General features: G+C 37.0%; 14 protein-coding genes. 10 read left to right on the top strand and 4 right to left on the bottom strand.

Annotated features, from left to right (window positions below):
• Positions 1 to 31: 31 nt before the first annotated feature.
• Positions 32 to 1,981, bottom strand: a complete 1,950-nt coding sequence (locus ACIQXW_RS20010) for a methyl-accepting chemotaxis protein (protein WP_402764939.1) — start codon at positions 1,979 to 1,981, stop codon at positions 32 to 34.
• A 228-nt stretch (positions 1,982 to 2,209) separates the two neighbouring features.
• Here ACIQXW_RS20010 and ACIQXW_RS20005 point away from each other — a divergent pair, with 228 nt between their 5' ends.
• The gene (locus tag ACIQXW_RS20005) at positions 2,210 to 2,584 is read left to right on the top strand and encodes a VOC family protein (protein ID WP_340821664.1); all 375 of its coding nucleotides are present in this window, start codon (positions 2,210 to 2,212) and stop codon (positions 2,582 to 2,584) included.
• Positions 2,585 to 2,741: 157 nt separating this feature from the next.
• Here the strand turns inward: ACIQXW_RS20005 and ACIQXW_RS20000 are convergent, their stop codons facing one another.
• Positions 2,742 to 3,488: a hypothetical protein gene (locus tag ACIQXW_RS20000; RefSeq protein ID WP_340821666.1), complete on the bottom strand. Its 747-nt coding sequence runs from the start codon at positions 3,486 to 3,488 to the stop codon at positions 2,742 to 2,744.
• Positions 3,489 to 3,766: 278 nt separating this feature from the next.
• Between ACIQXW_RS20000 and ACIQXW_RS19995 the strand changes: the two genes are divergently transcribed.
• The 7 genes from ACIQXW_RS19995 to ACIQXW_RS19965 all read left to right on the top strand — a co-directional run bounded on the left by ACIQXW_RS19995 (position 3,767) and on the right by ACIQXW_RS19965 (position 11,573).
• Positions 3,767 to 4,933 carry an acyl-CoA dehydrogenase family protein gene (locus tag ACIQXW_RS19995; protein WP_402764935.1) on the top strand — a complete coding sequence of 389 codons (1,167 nt, stop codon included), beginning with the start codon at positions 3,767 to 3,769 and terminating at the stop codon, positions 4,931 to 4,933.
• 35 nt (positions 4,934 to 4,968) lie between these two features.
• Positions 4,969 to 5,838, top strand: coding sequence for a transporter substrate-binding domain-containing protein (locus ACIQXW_RS19990; RefSeq protein ID WP_340821668.1), 870 nt, complete (start codon positions 4,969 to 4,971; stop codon positions 5,836 to 5,838).
• Between the two features lie 85 nt (positions 5,839 to 5,923).
• Positions 5,924 to 6,661 (top strand): amino acid ABC transporter permease, encoded by a 738-nt coding sequence (locus ACIQXW_RS19985; protein WP_402764932.1) that lies wholly within the window; start codon positions 5,924 to 5,926, stop codon positions 6,659 to 6,661.
• A gap of 12 nt (positions 6,662 to 6,673) precedes the next feature.
• On the top strand, positions 6,674 to 7,375 hold the full coding sequence (locus tag ACIQXW_RS19980; protein ID WP_401012437.1) for an amino acid ABC transporter permease: 702 nt from the start codon (positions 6,674 to 6,676) through the stop codon (positions 7,373 to 7,375).
• A 12-nt stretch (positions 7,376 to 7,387) separates the two neighbouring features.
• Positions 7,388 to 8,143, top strand: coding sequence for an amino acid ABC transporter ATP-binding protein (locus ACIQXW_RS19975; protein ID WP_340821672.1), 756 nt, complete (start codon positions 7,388 to 7,390; stop codon positions 8,141 to 8,143).
• An 819-nt stretch (positions 8,144 to 8,962) separates the two neighbouring features.
• Complete coding sequence (locus ACIQXW_RS19970; RefSeq protein WP_340821673.1) at positions 8,963 to 10,375, top strand: YfcC family protein; 1,413 nt, start codon at positions 8,963 to 8,965, stop codon at positions 10,373 to 10,375.
• 28 nt (positions 10,376 to 10,403) lie between these two features.
• Complete coding sequence (locus ACIQXW_RS19965) at positions 10,404 to 11,573, top strand: M20 metallopeptidase family protein (RefSeq protein WP_402764928.1); 1,170 nt, start codon at positions 10,404 to 10,406, stop codon at positions 11,571 to 11,573.
• Between the two features lie 327 nt (positions 11,574 to 11,900).
• On the opposite strand, the gene ACIQXW_RS19960 is transcribed toward ACIQXW_RS19965, so the two are convergent.
• Complete coding sequence (locus tag ACIQXW_RS19960) at positions 11,901 to 13,091, bottom strand: coenzyme F420-0:L-glutamate ligase (RefSeq protein ID WP_402764926.1); 1,191 nt, start codon at positions 13,089 to 13,091, stop codon at positions 11,901 to 11,903.
• Positions 13,092 to 13,224: 133 nt separating this feature from the next.
• Here ACIQXW_RS19960 and ACIQXW_RS19955 point away from each other — a divergent pair, with 133 nt between their 5' ends.
• Positions 13,225 to 14,145 carry a LysR family transcriptional regulator gene (locus tag ACIQXW_RS19955; protein ID WP_402764924.1) on the top strand — a complete coding sequence of 307 codons (921 nt, stop codon included), beginning with the start codon at positions 13,225 to 13,227 and terminating at the stop codon, positions 14,143 to 14,145.
• Positions 14,146 to 14,180: 35 nt separating this feature from the next.
• On the opposite strand, the gene ACIQXW_RS19950 is transcribed toward ACIQXW_RS19955, so the two are convergent.
• Entirely contained in the window at positions 14,181 to 15,068 is an 888-nt protein-coding gene (locus ACIQXW_RS19950) for a LysR substrate-binding domain-containing protein (protein WP_402764922.1), read from the bottom strand.
• 114 nt (positions 15,069 to 15,182) lie between these two features.
• On the opposite strand from ACIQXW_RS19950, the gene ACIQXW_RS19945 reads away from it, so the two are divergent.
• The gene (locus tag ACIQXW_RS19945) at positions 15,183 to 16,199 is read left to right on the top strand and encodes a YeiH family protein (protein WP_340821679.1); all 1,017 of its coding nucleotides are present in this window, start codon (positions 15,183 to 15,185) and stop codon (positions 16,197 to 16,199) included.
• The last annotated feature ends 86 nt before the right edge of the window (positions 16,200 to 16,285 follow it).

The following is a 16,285-nucleotide window of genomic DNA, read 5'->3' as shown; positions in this document are numbered from 1 at the left end:
CAGAGAGAAACCTTTGCTCATCGTGCATTTTTTAATATTTAAAACGGTTTACATAGCTTTGTAATTCATCAGCCATATCGAGTAAAGCTTTGGCAGATGCAGTCATTTCCTGCATTGAGGATAGTGTTTGTTCAGTTGAAGCAGCAACTTCCTCTGAAGCCGCTGCATTAAGCTTAGCATGGTCAGTTAACTCAATAGCAGTTGCTGAAACTTCCTCCACTACCGCTGAAATTTCTTGCGCAGAAGCTGAGATACCCTCCATTTTTGGTGCAATATTACGTAAGCTTTCAGTAATACTAGCAAATTTTTTGCTTGTGTCTTCTGATAACAGTATACCTTCTTGTACATCTGAAGATGCTTTCACCATTGTTTCAACAGACTTAGCAGTATCTTGCTGAATACCTGTAATGAGCGAGGAAATTTGCTCTGCAGATTGATGTGATTGCTCGGCTAGTTTTCTAACTTCATCGGCCACTACGGCAAAACCTTTACCATGTTCACCTGCTCTAGCAGCCTCAATTGCTGCGTTTAAAGCCAGTAAATTCGTTTGGTCTGAAATAGCACTTATAATTTCTAAAATGGAACCAATTTCTTTTGAACGATCGTAAAGCGACTTAATCATTTTGTCTGATTGCGCAACCGACTCATTAATTGAATTCATTTGGTTGACAGTCCGTTCAACAGATTGACCTCCTTCTTCTGCTTGCACAATAGCGTTGCTAGAAAGATCTGTAACTTGCATGGCGCTATCAGCCACTTCAACGACGCCTTGTGCAATTTCCTCAATAGAGATAGCATTTTGGTCACTACCTGTTGTCTGACTTTCTGCACTAATTGCTACTTGTTGCATCGCCTGTGCAACTTGCTCTGAAGATGCAATATTTTGTTCTGCATGTGCAGATAATCCGTGTGCAGATGCTTGTACATGTTGGACGCTCCGATCAACATTGCGAATAAGCTTTTTCAAATTAACTTTCATTGAAACGAAAGCCTCTCCAAGCTGTCCAATTTCATCCTTAGAATGTATTTCAATAAATTCCGTTAAATCGCCTTCGCTAATTTTAATAGCACTATGCTTTAGTCGATTAATCGGATTCACAATGGATTTGATCATCAGAAGCATAAACACAACGCCGACAATAATTGAAATAACAATAATGATTAAGTTGATATTAAAGGTTGAAGCTGCAGCTTTTGTTGCTTCAGCTGAAAACATTGTACCAACAAGCTTCCAACCTGTTAGTTCATTGGTGATAAATTGTAGCTGTCGATCCTTTTCAACAATTGTGCCACTGTCTTGCTCATAAATTTTTGAAATGTAGCTTTCAGTAGCCTCTGAACCACTTTCTTTATCATGTTGGGAAATATACGTTTTGTTGTTATCTAAAAGTGAGGCAAAGCCCGTTTTTCCAATGTGAATATCGTTGGTAATGTCACTTAGTGTAGATATATTGAGATCTAAACCAATGACACCGGAACCATCTGGTAAAGCTTGTGTAATCGTAATAACCATGGCACTTGAAGCTTGTGAAATATAAGGTGCTGTAATGGCTATTTGCCCCTTATTACTTAATGCTTGCGTATACCAAGGTCTTGTACGTGGATCAAAGTTACTTTGGTATTGTTGTGCAGGCTCATCTATAATCTTACCTTCATTAGTGCCGAGATAGACGAGCTCAACTTCTGGGTGCATATTTACATATTCTTGTAATAGCGATCGAAGCTCTGGAACTTTACTTTCTTGTAAATAAGATTGATTAATTTTCTTGGTAAAATATTGAATGTCCTCAATCTTCGGTTTAATAGTACCTGTAATATTCGTATCAAGCATGCGAATACTTTCGGTAGCACTTGCTTGCTGTTCCTTAGAAATTTGCTTCTCCGCACTTTGGTATGAAATGATACCAATGATTAATGTTGGGATGAGAAGTATTGCTAAGAATGAAAAAATGAGCTTTTTTCGTAAACTTAGTTTTGTCACTTGTGTTATCCTCACTATAATATTATTGTTCTATACATTTCCCAAGAAGGTAAATAATAGATGACTAGCTCATTTTAACAAAAAAAAAATAAAAGTTAAGTCTTTATCAGTTTTTCTTTTATTAAGATAATTAAGAAAATCTCAAAATTTCACTAAAAATAATAACTGCTACGGACATATAAAATTATGTTTTGATGTATACTATTGTTCAAAAGGGAGGGCTTTGTCATGATTCAACAAATTGGACAAGTAATGTTGTATGTAAATGACCAAGATGCAGCTGTAGCGTTTTGGACAGAAAAAATTGGCTTTGTAGTAGTAGCGGATAATACAGAGGCGGAAATGCGCTGGATTGAAATTGCCCCTACAAAAGACGCACAAACGTCATTTGTACTACACAACAAAGAAATGATTGCTAAAATGCAGCCCGAATTAAATTTAGAAACACCTTCTATTATGTTTTATGCCGATAATATAACGGAGATGTACCAAGATTTCCAAACGAAGGGAATTAAAGTGGGCGACTTAGTAATGATGCCAATGGGTAGAGTTTTTAATTTCGCAGACCACGAAAATAATTACTTCGCTTTAGTTGAAAAATAACATGTAGGGTCGTTTTTTACGTCCTACAAAATTAAAAATCCGCTTGCTTTCCGTTGAACATTGTGTAGGACAGCCTTATTTTCTCTCAGGGCTTATGTTTTATGCTGTGTTCGCAGGAATGTATGCGGACTTTTTAGTTTATATCGGTATTCTCGTTTTATGTTAAATCCTCGCCATATATGGACACGGATTGTCGATCAACTACAAATTCTCGACCATTCCATTTTAAAATGTTTTCAACAAATCCTAAACCATCCGCATGATATCTGCCCGCAATTTCCTGATAGGCTAATAGTTGATATGTTCCTTCCCGAGCATAATCAATAGGATATAATCCGCTAATAGGGTCAACCCAGCCTTCAATCGGTTGCTTCAATGTACCATCTTTATTATAAATTTCTGCTAAATATTCGGCTCCTTTATATTGTAAATCGAGAATATACTGCTTTTTAGGATTCGTGCTACGAACGGATGCTTTGTAGTTATTTAAATAATTGACCGAGTAAGTGAGTTTATTATTAAATGACTCCGTATCAAATATCGAAAGCAATTTCCCATTTATCGAGGAAAAAATCTCACCATTAATAATGCCACCACTGCCACCAGTATCAGAAATAATAAGAATATCCTCTATATGATCCCCTGTAAAATCGCCTAGAAAAATCGTAGGGTTATAGCCAATGTTTTCTTTCAGCCCAATTTGTTGGAATTGTCTTGTTTGTCCGTAAAAAACAACTAGTGTTAGATTCTGCCATAGGGGACTTTCCGGCGTCTTAGTACCCATTAAAAAAACTGTATCGAAAAAGCCATCACCGTTTATATCTCCAAATTTCGTTTGAATAATTTGAGGAGCTATATGTGTGATGTTTACAGTATTTGGAGATGGACTCGTATTTTTGGTCATTTATACACCTCTTTCTTAGTGTTAGCATATGTTTTAAATACAGCTTGGTGCACAAAATAAAGAGCTGAAATAAGGAGAAAATAAAACCCTATAATTCTTACAAAAAAACTTGTGATTAACCATTGACAATTAAACATGTTGAAAGTATCATAATGACAATGAATCTGAAAATTCAGTACTAAAGTGATCTCACCACTAATGTAGGTAGAGATTTTTTTACAACATTAATTCTTAGTAAATATATATGTTTTATATAATTTAGGAAGAAGGAGATTTTCTTGAAAGAGTTATTTATTAAAACTGAGCGCCAGCAATACTGGTTGGAGCAGCTCGCTTCAATTGCGGAACCAATTAAATCAGAGGCTGTAGAAGTCGATGAGCAATCGCGTTTCCCATTTGAGGCACATAAGCTATTACTGCAAATCGGCTATCCAAAACTAACATTACCAAAACAATATGGCGGAGAGGGACTATCTGTTTACGATATGATCCTCGTTCAAGAAACACTAGCTAGCTACGACGAGAACGCCTCTCTTTCACTAGGATGGACTCTAGGCGTTGTTGGTGAGATATATGATAAGAAGCTGTGGGCAGACGATATTCTCGAAGAGTTTGCTTTGGAAGTACAAAAAGGTGCCATCATAAATCGAGCTGTCAGTGAATTAGCAACTGGTAGTCCGACACGAGGTGGTCGCCCTGGAACAACTGCTGTATCAACAGATAATGGCTGGTTATTAAATGGCCGTAAAATATTTACGACTGCATCACCTGTACTAGATTATTTCTTAACGTCTGCTTGGATTGAAGAAAAAGGGCAAATAGGCTTCTTTCTCATTCATAAAGATGTAACAGGGCTAACGATTGTAGAAAACTGGGAAATGTCTGCGATGCGTGGCACAAGCAGTCATGATTTAGTGTTAGAGAATGTCGTTGTCCCTAAAAACCATTTAGTAGAATTGCCGAATCATCCAAGCGGTGGCAAAATCAATGGCTGGATTTTACATATTCCAGCAACTTACTTAGGGATTGCACAGGCAGCCCGAGACTATGCGTTGCATTTTGCTAATCATCATCAACCAAATAGTTTAAATGCTCCGATTAGTACATTGCCTAATGTGCAGCAGCTATTAGGTGATATTGAATTGAAGCTTCATCAGGCACGATTTGTGCTATATGGAGTAGCGGAAGCTTATGATGATCCAGCTAGACGCGATACTTTAACGAATGAAATGGCGGTTGCAAAGCACACCGTGACAAATATTGCGATAGATATTGTAGATAAGGCGATGCGTGTAGTTGGAGCAAAAAGTTTGCAGCTTACGAATCCATTACAGCGCTATTATCGCAATGTCCGTGCAGGTTTACATAACCCGCCAATGGATGATATGACAATTATTAAATTAGCGACAGCTGCTATTGAGCAGCAGAAACTAACGGAACATTAATATTAAAATCACTTGAGATTAAGGGGAAATGACATATGTTTAAACAGAAGAAAAAATTATTACAATTTGCAGCAGTCGGGTTGGCTTCTCTTGCTATTTTAGCAGGATGCAGTTCTGGCGAAGCATCTAAAAATGAAACTGAAGATGGGGTTAAAGTTCGTACTGTAAAGGTAGCTTACGATCAAGCTTCTAAGCCAATTAGCTATATTGATGATAAGGGAAATCCAACTGGTTATGATGTGGAAGTAATGAAGCTAGTAGATGAATTATTACCAGAATATAAGTTTGAATACGTAGGGACTACAAGCGATGATTTACTAATCGGTGTAGAGCAAGGAAAGTACCAAGTAGGTGTAAAAAATGCATTCTTTACACAGGAGCGTACAGAGAAGTTTATTTTCCCTAAAGAGTTTTTAGGGTTAAGTAGTGCAGGTTTAGTGCTACGCAAAGAAGATGAAGGTATAAAAACATTAGCTGACTTTGCGACAAAGGGCTACTCGCTAGCGCCAATCGCTGCAAACAATGCACAGTATACAATTATTGATGAGTACAATAAAGCAAATCCAACTAACGAAGTTAAATTACAAGCTGGGGATGCATTTACTGTCGATGTGGTGCAATGGGTAAATGAAGGTCGCGTTGATGGTGGTGTCATGATTGAAGGGCCATTCAAACAGCAAGTTTTAGCTGATGATGGCGCTTATCATAACTTAAAAGATGAAGTTGTTTACAACGAGTTTGCAGTGATTAAAACATGGCCATTGTTCAACAAAAAAGAGCAAGAATTTGCGGATGCTTACGATAAAGCTATTGCCCAAATTAAGGAACAAAAGAAAACAAGTGAATTAAGTAAAGAATTTTATGGCCGTGATTTATTTGAAGTGTTAGAAAACGTAAATCGATAATTTTTTAAAGGCTGCCTGAGTCAACATACTCAGCAGTCTTTCTTAATAAACGGAGAACAAAGGTGTTGTTTCGTAGCAGCCTTTAGTGAAGACATTTTATAAAGTTGGTGAGGAAATGGAGAAGTATTTTGATGCATCGTACGTTTGGAACGCTATTCCCTTATTATTGCCGTTTTTAAAAGTAACCTTTTTAGTTGCAGGTTCTTCCATTGTATTAGGTACATTTTTCGGCTTGTTATTAGCTGCAGCAAAGTTAAGTTCAAAGAAAGTGTTACAAAAAATAGCCAATTTGTATACAACGATTATGCGTTGTACGCCATCTATCGTTCTATTATTCCTTGTATATTACGGGGTACCTGCATTAGCAGAAAACATTGGTTTAAATCTTCATTCGATAGATACAGCGTTCTTTGTTGTCGTAACATTCACATTGCAGTTTGCTGCAATCATGTCAGAAGTGATTAGATCTTCTTATTTAGCTATTAACAAGGGGCAGTATGAAGCGGCTGTCAGTGTAGGGTTAACACCATTCCAAGCTTATCGTCGTATTATTTTCCCCCAGGCACTTGTTATTGCATTGCCGAACTTCGGGAATGGCATGATTGCGTTATTACAAGAGGGTGCATTAGCTTACACAATCGGGTTAATCGATATTGTTGGGAAAGCGAATTTAATTATAGCTAGTAATATCAATGCGCATGCACTAGAAATTTATATTGCACTTGCGATTGTCTATTGGGTACTATCCATTGTTATTGAAAAATTCTTTGCTATGTTGGAAAAGTTTTTCGGCAAGGGGAAAAGAACGTTAGAAACGACGTAAGGAGGCGTAATCATGAACTATCAATTTTTAGTTGAAACCTTTTTTGTGGCATTATCCGGCGTACCGATTGCACTCCTTGTAACGGTTGTTGCGTTGCTCGTTGCCCTACCACTAGGATTTTTATTAGCACTAACACGCATCAATAAAATTCCGGTTATTCATCATCTAGCAAAAATTTATGTATCCTTTGTTCGAGGTACTCCAATTATTATTCAGATATTCATTATTTATAGTAGCATTCCACTAATTCTAAAAATGATTTTTGAAAAATATCATATTGCCTACGATATATATAAAATCAATCCGATTTGGTATGCGTTTATTGTCTTTGCTTTTAGTACAACAGCTATTTTAATAGAGGTATTCCGCTCGGCTTTAAGTACTATTGAGAAGGGCCAGCTTGAGGCAGCACACGCGGTCGGTTTAACGACATTTCAAGCATATCGACGAATTATTATTCCACAAGCTTTAGTCGTTGCTATGCCGAATATTTGTACAGCAACAGTGAACTTAATAAAAGCGACGTCATTGGGTTATGCAATGTCATTGCCAGAAATTACACTGAAGGCCAAAGTAGCTGCTAATGTCGGCTACAATTATGTGGAAGCATATCTTGATATTTTCATCGTGTATTTAATTTTGTGTAGTACGGTTGAATACCTGTTTAAGCGATACGAGAAACATTTGAGCAAATACAAAATGGCAAATGCCTAAGGGGCGATTATCATGTTAAAAATCAAAAATATTCACAAATCATTTGGCAACAATGAAATTTTAAAAGGTGTAGACTTATCAATTGATAAAGGTGATGTCGTTGTTATTTTAGGTCCGAGTGGCTCCGGTAAAACGACATTATTGCGTTGCATTAACTTTTTAGAAAAGGCTGATCAAGGGCATGCAACGTTTGGGAATATCGATGTAGATTTTCAAAACGTAAAGAAGAAGGATGTTCATGCTATTCGACAACGTGTCGCTTTTGTATTCCAAAATTACAACCTCTTTACTAATAAAACAGCTTTAGAAAATGTTACAGAAGGGCTTGTTATTGGTCGGAAAATAGCAAAGGCTGAGGCTATTGAAATCGGCAAAAAAGCGCTCGACAAAGTAGGTTTATCAGAAAAATATGATGCTTATCCAAGTCAGTTATCAGGTGGTCAACAGCAGCGTGTTGGTATAGCTCGTGCAGTTGCCTTAAATCCAGATATTATTTTGTTTGATGAACCGACATCTGCGCTTGATCCAGAGTTAGTAGGAGAAGTGTTGACCGTTATGAAAAACATTGCGAAAGAAGGCACGACAATGCTTGTAGTAACGCATGAGATGGGTTTTGCAAAGGATGTCGCAAACCGCGTTATTTTTATGGACGGCGGTGTTGTGGTGGAAGAGGGAAGCCCACATGATATATTCGTTAGTCCAAAAGAAGAGCGGACGAAAAAGTTTTTAAAGCGTGTAACACCAGAAGACTATACGTTTTATATTTAGCTTTCTTTAACAAATTTTCTCTACTTCTATAGGGGTAGGGGTGAATGTACTTAAAGTTAAATGCTCGGGAATTTTTAAAGGTCCTTTTAAGCCGGCTCTAAAAATCTGATTGCAAGCCAATGCGTAAAGCCGACAATATAGATGTTCCGCTATTTCTACGTTTCAATATATAGTGAAATCTGCTAGACAATTAATGAATGTCAAGTGGATTTTTACTATTTTTTACAGATTGAAAATGGGTAGCAAACAAGGAAGATTGTTATTGTATTAGTTGCATAAATATTCATTATATACATTTAGTATACATATAAACTATTAGGATGAATGTTCTATTGTTTGTCTGGAAAGAGACTGCTCCGAAAAAAACGGGCAGTCTTTTTTTTTTTTAAATGATAGATTTTTATTAAAAAAGAGCCTGTTTTTGGATAGTTATGTAACGGGAGTTTATTCAAAAGAGGGCTAAAATCGCACACTGACTTCTTAAACATACACGTAGAATGATAGTGAAATGAGTTGATAGCGAGCGAAGTAATTATATATTTTTTAATATTAAAATTGAAATGATTTTGCATTGTTCTAATTGACTAAAGTAGTAGATTTTCGCTGTATTATGTATAAAATTTTAATACTTTATTAAACAGAATTATCAAAAAATATTGACATTTAAGTTTTAATTTTTTATATTTTTACTAATATATTTCCGTTTATCGGAATATATTTCCGTGTAACGGAAAAGTGGGTGGAGTAGATTTCTTGTCTAATGTAGCAAGTTTCTACTTTTGAAAAGGTTTTAAACTACGAATGTAAAGGGGAGAGAGAATGGCAAATCTACAGGAAGAAAATAATTTAGAAGAGCCAAAAACTAAAGGTATTAATGCGTTTGTTTTAATGTTTATCATTATTTTGGTAATGAGTGCCCTTACTTATATTATTCCAGCAGGTCAGTACGATCGAGTAGAGAGTAATGGTCGAATGGTTGTGAATCCTGAATCATTTCAATATATTGATTCGAGCCCAGTTGGTTTTCTTCAAATATTTAATAGTGTCCATTTAGGGTTGCTGGAAGGTGCCTCCATTATTTTATTTGTATTTTTATTTGGTGGCGCACTTGGTATCATGCAAAAAACAGGAGCTATTGATTCATTTATTAAAGTAATGGCTTCTAAGTTTGGCAAGAAGGAGTATGTATTAATTCCGATTCTTATATTAATCTTTGGTAGTTTAGGCACTTTAATCGGTTCAGCTGAGGATACACTAGTATACATTGCGATTATTATTCCATTAACGATGGCTCTTGGAATGGACGCAATTACAGGATTTGCGATAGTAATGCTAGGAACATTAGCTACTGGATTTACATCGGGGATTACGAATCCGTTTAACATCGGGGTTGCTCAAACGATAGCTGAATTGCCAATGTATTCAGGTATGTCCTATAGAATTATTGTATTTTTTGTTTTTTATCTTTTAACGGTAATCTATATTATTAGACATGCTAAAAAAGTTAAAAAAGATCCATCTAAAGGGATTTACGGGAAATTTAAGCCAGAAGAAAGTGTTGAAATATCATTAGACTTTAAAATGAGTGGGCGCCACTTATTAGCATTGCTTGTGTTATTGGCGAATTTTGTCGCATTAATTGTTGGGGTTATTAAGTTTCAATGGTATATCAGTGAAATTGGTGGCGTGTTCCTATTAAGCAGTATTATTATGTCAATAATTTGTAAAATGAGCCCGAATAAAATGGCTGAAGGCTTTATTTCAGGAGCTAGAGATATGGTAGAGGGTGCGCTTATCATCGGCTTTGCTCAAACTATTTTAGTTATTACTACATCAGGTGGCTTAATTGATACGATTTTACATTTTGTAGCGAATGCAGTAAGTGTACTACCTGCTTCCATTAACGCTGTGGGCATGTTTTTACTACAGCTTTGCTTAAATTTCTTAGTGCCATCAGGAAGTGGACAAGCGGCTTTGACAATGCCAATTATGACACCGTTAGCAGATTTAATTGGTGTATCAAGACAGACAGCGGTATTGGCTTTCCAGTTTGGAGACGGTATTTCAAACATGGTAATCCCTACAAGTGGTGTATTGTTAGCGGGTCTAGCAATCGCAGGTATTCCATTCTCTAAATGGTTTAAATGGGTATTCCCATACTTCGCTATTCAAACAGCTTTAGCTATAATTTTACTAATTATCGCTCACGCTATGAATTACGGACCGTTTTAACTTGGTAGAATGATAGGAGGATTTGCAAATGATAGAAACAAAAGATTTAAAACAACAAGTCATTGCCTGGAGACAGCATTTACATATGCATCCAGAGTTATCACATCAAGAATATGAAACAGCAAATTATATTTATAACCAATTAATAACATTCCCACATTTAGAAGTGAAGCGCTTAACTGAAACGAGTGTTTGCGCATTTTTAAAAGGAACGAAAACAGACGGTAATGGTCATACTATTTTATTACGTGCTGACATCGATGCATTGCCAATTGAGGAAGAGACCGATCTACCGTTTAAATCAAAAAATCGAGGTGTCATGCATGCTTGTGGGCATGATGCACACCCAGCCATGTTATTGGGGGCTGCAAAAGCATTAGCAGAGCGAGGAACAGATTTCAATGGTGAAATTCGTTTTGTTTTCCAACATGCAGAGGAGGTAACACCAGGGGGAGCGGCACAACTTGTTTCTCTAGGTATCGCAGAAAATGTAGATTATGCATTTGCATTACATGTAAGTCCTGATTATAAAGTTGGTCAGTTTGCCATGAAGGATGGGAAATTTACAGCGGCGGCGGATGATTTTGAGATTAAGATTTATGGACGTGGTAGCCATGCCTCTATGCCTGAAGTAGCGATTGATCCGTTGTTAATTGGTTCAGAAATGGTTGTTGCACTGCAAACAATCGTGTCGCGTAAAGTACCAAGTATTCATGCTCCTGTCTTAACGGTAGCACAATTCCATTGCGGCACAGCATTAAATATTATTGCGGATACTGCTGAGCTAGGTGGTACAATACGTTCACTAGACGCGACAGTACGTGTCGATGCTCGTCATCATTTAGAAAAGATTGTCAATGGTATAGCGGCAATGCACGGAGCAACAGTAGAGATTAAATGGGAGCTTGGCTGTCCTTCAGTGACAAACGATAAGGAGCTAACGGCATTATCACGTCGCATAGCGGGCGATATTGTTGGAGCAGAGGGTGTACAAGAATTAGCTGCACCAATGTTCGGTACAGAGGATTTTGCAGATTTTTCTGAGGCTGTCCCTTCTTCTATGCAGTTTATAGGGGTGCATAACGAGGAGTTTGGTGAAGCATATCCGTTGCACCACCCACGCTTTAAACTAGATGAGGATGCCCTTATTTACGGTGTACGCTATTTTGAAAATATCGCACGGACATTATGTCCATAAAAAATACCCGCCAGTGTTGGCGGGTGTTTTTTTGTAGAGGTCTTCTGCTGTTGATTTCCGCTACGGGCGGACGCTTTCCGCGGGCACACCGTAAGCCGTAACCCACGCTAACGCGCGATCTGTTGCGGCTTACGTTTTGTGCTGTTCTCGCAGGAGTCGCGTCCTCCGCTCCAATCAACTAAACCAGTAGGCAGGGAAATTCTACTTTTGGTCCACGGTATGGATAAAAATATCAAAAGATATAACAGGAGTGAATTTCTTGTTGCCTTTTGTCGACATTTTAAAACTCCCGCATATGAAGGCGGGAGTTTTTCTTGTTAAAGCGTATTATTTTGTATAGTTATCGAAGTAACCTTGAATATAAATCATTGGTGTTCCTTTGTCGCCTGAGCCTGAAGTTAAGTCAGAAAGAGAACCGATTAAGTCTGTTAATTTACGAGGTGTTGTACCTTGAGCGGCCATTTGACCAGTTAAATCCTCGTCTTTATTTTGAATATATTCAGAGATAGCTGCTTTTAATTCTTCTCCACGAAGATCAGCAAAATCGTTATCTGCTAAGTATTTTAATTTCACTTCATTAGGTGTACCATCTAAGCCTGCAGTAAAGGCAGGAGATACAACTGGGTCAGCAAGTTCCCAAATTTTACCTACAGGGTCTTTGAATGCGCCATCGCCATAAACCATTACTTCTACTGTTTTACCAGTAGCTTCTTTGATTTTTGCTTGAATGCCGTCAACGATTGGTTGGCAAGTATGTGGGAATAATTTTACACTTTCTTCTGTCGCTTTGTTTGAACCAAGTAAGCCGTATTCAGCATTGAAGCCTGAACCATTTACAGATACAGCTAAAATGTTATCTAAAGAGAATACTTTTTCAGCACCGTTCGCCGTTAAAATACGTTTTGTACGGAAGCGAGTGTGAATATCACATGTTAGTACGCTTTTTGTATAGTCTAAAATTGTTTTCGGGTTGTTTGAGAAGATTACTTCACAAGCAGCTCCTTCAGCTTCAATTAATTCTTTGTAGTATTCGATATAATCGACACCTGTAAATGTGTGTTTTTTATAGCCGAAATGTTCACGGAATTCAGCTTCCGTTAATGTATCTGTCCAAGGGTTAATACCTTTTACATCTAGTTCATCGATATCAACTAAGTGGTTACCAACTTCATCAGATGGGTAGCTTAGCATTAAAACAACTTTTTTAACACCTTTCGCAATACCACGTAAGCAGTTTGCAAAACGGTTACGGCTTAAAATTGGGAAAATAACACCAACAGTATCATCACCGAATTTAGCAGCTACGTCCACTGCAATGTCATCGATTGAAGCATAGTTACCTTGTGCACGAGCTACAACTGATTCTGTTACTGTAACAATATCACGATCTTCAATTGAATAGCCTTCCACTTTAGCGGCATTTAACACTGTATCAACAACGATTTGTTCAATATTATCACCTTCGTTAATAATAGGACCACGAAGACCTCTTACAACTGTACCAACTACACGTTCCAAAATAATCTCTCCTCATAAAAAGCTATATGTTAATTTAAATAATATGAATAAAATCAATATGATTTTACTATACGCTCAGTTAATGATATAAGTAAAATTAATAGTTCGTATAATAGCTATAAGGAGTACTTATATGATAGGGAAATTAGATTTATATCGTGTTTTTAGTGTTGTTGCTAAAAATAGTAGTTTTTCTAGGGCGGCTAAAGATTTATTTATGACGCAGCCAGCAGTTAGCCAAGCAATGATGCAATTGGAAAAAGAACTTGGTACACGACTCTTCAATCGTACACCGAAAGGCGTAACATTAACGACAGAGGGGAAGCTGCTGTATGAATATACAAATTCGGCATTAGGTCTTTTAGATGCTGGAGAGGAAAAGCTTCTGGAATTTAAAAACTTAACGATGGGGCAATTAAAAATAGGTGTAGGAGATACGATTTCACGCTTCTTTTTAATGCCCTATCTCGAGGCTTTTCATACGATGTATCCGAATATTAAGCTACAGATGCTAAATGGTACGACCTCTGAAATATGTAACTTTATTAAATCTGGTGAAGTGGATGTAGGGCTTTGCAATTTTCCGATAGAAGATGTGAGTCTACAATTAACAGTGTGCACGGAAATACAGGATATTTTCGTATGTGGAGAGAAATATAAAACACTGCAATCAAAAAGCTTACGTTTTGAAGATCTACTTAAGTTTCCACTTATTTTTCTAGAGAAGAAATCTAACTCAAGAAATTATGTAGAAAATTATTTACTGTCGAAAGGAATTCAAATTGCACCTGAGTTTGAACTCGGCTCGCATGATTTGGTTCTTGAATTTGCACGTAGTAATTTAGGGATTGCTTGTGTAACTAAAGAGTTTTCACAGGATTATTTGCAACGAGGACTACTATATGAGCTTCCATTAACAGAAAGCATTCCAAATCGTAGCATTGGTATGTGTTATTTAAAAAGTGTTCCATTGTCCCGTGCTGCTACAAAATTTATAGAGATTATCGAGCGTAAACAGGCTCGTAAAACGATAAACCCTAGAACATTAAAATAAGCTTAGCGACTAAAATATAGCCAGCTAAGCTTTTTTTATGTCTCATTTTTCCTCGTAATAAATTCAATAAGTGCTTCAACATTCCGTTTATTCTTCATCGTAGGTGAGTGAAGGTAAGAAAAAGTCCGCATAAAACGTTGTTCCGCAAGTGGCAAAATGGCAATATCGCCATTTCGGATATCACGCTCAATAACACTGCCAGACAGTAAAGACAGGCCGAGTCCTTCAATGACACTTTCCTTCACGCCTTGATTGCTACTAATTGTTAGAAGTGAATGTACTTGAAGACCATTTGTGCGAAATAGATGGTCTAAATAATTGCGTGTTCCTGAGCCAACTTCTCGTGCAACCCATTTTTGTCGTTGTAATTGTGAAATAGTAATAGAGGGTTGCTTAGCAAGGGGATGGTTACTTGCACTAACTATAAATAATTCATCTTGCATAAATGGCTGAATGACGAGCTCATTGTCATGTGCTTGCCCCTCTATAAGCCCAATATCTACTTGTAATAGCTTGGTAAATTGAATAATTTCATCTGTATTGCCAATAATAACTTGTAACTCTAATTGAGGAAATTGTTGTTGAAGTTTTGACAAAATGGATGGCAGAATATTTTCGCCAATCGTAAAGCTTGCTCCAATAATGAGCGTTCCTTGAATAGAGTGATGATAGGCTAAAATATCTTCCTGTGCAGCCTCCGCAATGGCCATAATTTGCTTTGCACGTTTATATAAAATTTCACCAGTAGGAGTAATTTGCACAGACTTTGGCGAGCGAATAAATAATGTCGTGTGAAACTCTTGTTCAAGGTTTTTAATATGTAGACTCACACTAGGTTGGGAAATATGTAAAATTTCTGAGGCTTTCGTAAAATTATTTACTTCAACTAATGTAATAAAAGTTTTTAACGCATCGTATTGCATCACATCACCCCTTATAATTAGAAAAATTAATGATAGTAATTATATATATGTATTTTACTAATGATTACCTTTTTTATAAAGTAATATTCATAAAGAATGAAAGAAGTGGACAGCATGGAACAACAACAAGGGATTAAGAAATTCCTAACGCCACCTTTTATAAAGGGCATTATATTGACGTTGGGCCTTGCCTTAGTGGCTAAGTATATTTCTACATTTCCTTTCTTCTCAATTTTAGGGCAGCTTGTGATAGCAATTATACTAGGTATGGCTTGGAGAGCAGCGTTTAGTGTGCCAGATGCGTGGCAAACAGGTATATCCTTTTCGAGTAAAAAACTATTGCGTTTCGGTATTATTTTGCTTGGTATGCGGTTGAACTTAGCTGATATTTATCATGCAGGTGCAGGCGTTTTTCTTATTGCATTCATCAATTTAGTATTTGCACTGTTTGTTGTTTACGGCTTAACGAAGATATTTAATGTAGATAAAAAGCTCGGCATTTTAACAGCCTGCGGGACAGCTATTTGTGGGGCTGCGGCTGTAGTTGCAATTGCGCCTCAAATTAAAGCAAATGAAAAAGAAACAGCAGTAGGTGCAGCGATTGTAGCGTTGCTTGGTACAGTATTTACACTTGTTTATACGCTGTTGTATTCAATATTTGGTTTAACGCCAACCGAATATGGTATTTTTGCGGGAGGTACATTACATGAAATAGCTCATGTCATTGCAGCAGCGTCTGCAGGTGGTGATGAGGCTGTTGATATGGCAGTCATAGTAAAATTAACTCGCGTAGCATTACTTGTGCCAGTGGCAATAGTAATCGGTATTATGTATCAAAGAAGGGATAAAGAACAAGGAAATAAAGCATTTTCTCTTTCTATTATTCCTTGGTTTATTCTAGGGTTTTTAGTAATGAGCGGGATTAATTCATTAGGAATAGTACCACCAGCAGTTGCGCAAACTTTTGTGAACTGTGCATATATTTTAATTGCGATGGCGATGGCAGGATTAGGATTAAATGTAGAGATTAAAACGTTTAAGCAATTGGGCATTAAAGCATTTATCGCAGGATTAATCGGTTCTGTTTGTTTATCTGTTGTCGGCTACATTTTAGTAGTCGTGTTTCAATAATTGTGTGAGTGACTGACACTTGTATTCCATATTACCTGGGGAATATTCAAAATTGTGTGAGTGCCTGGCACTTAAATTAAAAAACC

This window comes from Lysinibacillus sp. NPDC097162, from assembly GCF_044762185.1.
In the GTDB taxonomy this organism is placed as follows: Bacteria; Bacillota; Bacilli; order Bacillales_A; family Planococcaceae; genus Lysinibacillus.
Note: the sequence above shows the minus strand (reverse complement) of the source record. Positions and strands in the feature narration are given on the sequence as shown.

Bases quoted from the DNA above. Each gene is read 5' to 3' on its own strand.
- ACIQXW_RS20005 (WP_340821664.1), top strand. From the start codon at position 2,210: ATGATTCAACAAATTGGACAAGTAATGTTGTATGTAAATGACCAAGAT.
- ACIQXW_RS20000 (WP_340821666.1), bottom strand. From the start codon at position 3,488: ATGACCAAAAATACGAGTCCATCTCCAAATACTGTAAACATCACACAT.
- ACIQXW_RS19990 (WP_340821668.1), top strand. From the start codon at position 4,969: ATGTTTAAACAGAAGAAAAAATTATTACAATTTGCAGCAGTCGGGTTG.
- ACIQXW_RS19980 (WP_401012437.1), top strand. From the start codon at position 6,674: ATGAACTATCAATTTTTAGTTGAAACCTTTTTTGTGGCATTATCCGGC.
- ACIQXW_RS19975 (WP_340821672.1), top strand. From the start codon at position 7,388: ATGTTAAAAATCAAAAATATTCACAAATCATTTGGCAACAATGAAATT.
- ACIQXW_RS19970 (WP_340821673.1), top strand. From the start codon at position 8,963: ATGGCAAATCTACAGGAAGAAAATAATTTAGAAGAGCCAAAAACTAAA.
- ACIQXW_RS19965 (WP_402764928.1), top strand. From the start codon at position 10,404: ATGATAGAAACAAAAGATTTAAAACAACAAGTCATTGCCTGGAGACAG.
- ACIQXW_RS19955 (WP_402764924.1), top strand. From the start codon at position 13,225: ATGATAGGGAAATTAGATTTATATCGTGTTTTTAGTGTTGTTGCTAAA.
- ACIQXW_RS19950 (WP_402764922.1), bottom strand. From the start codon at position 15,068: ATGCAATACGATGCGTTAAAAACTTTTATTACATTAGTTGAAGTAAAT.
- ACIQXW_RS19945 (WP_340821679.1), top strand. From the start codon at position 15,183: ATGGAACAACAACAAGGGATTAAGAAATTCCTAACGCCACCTTTTATA.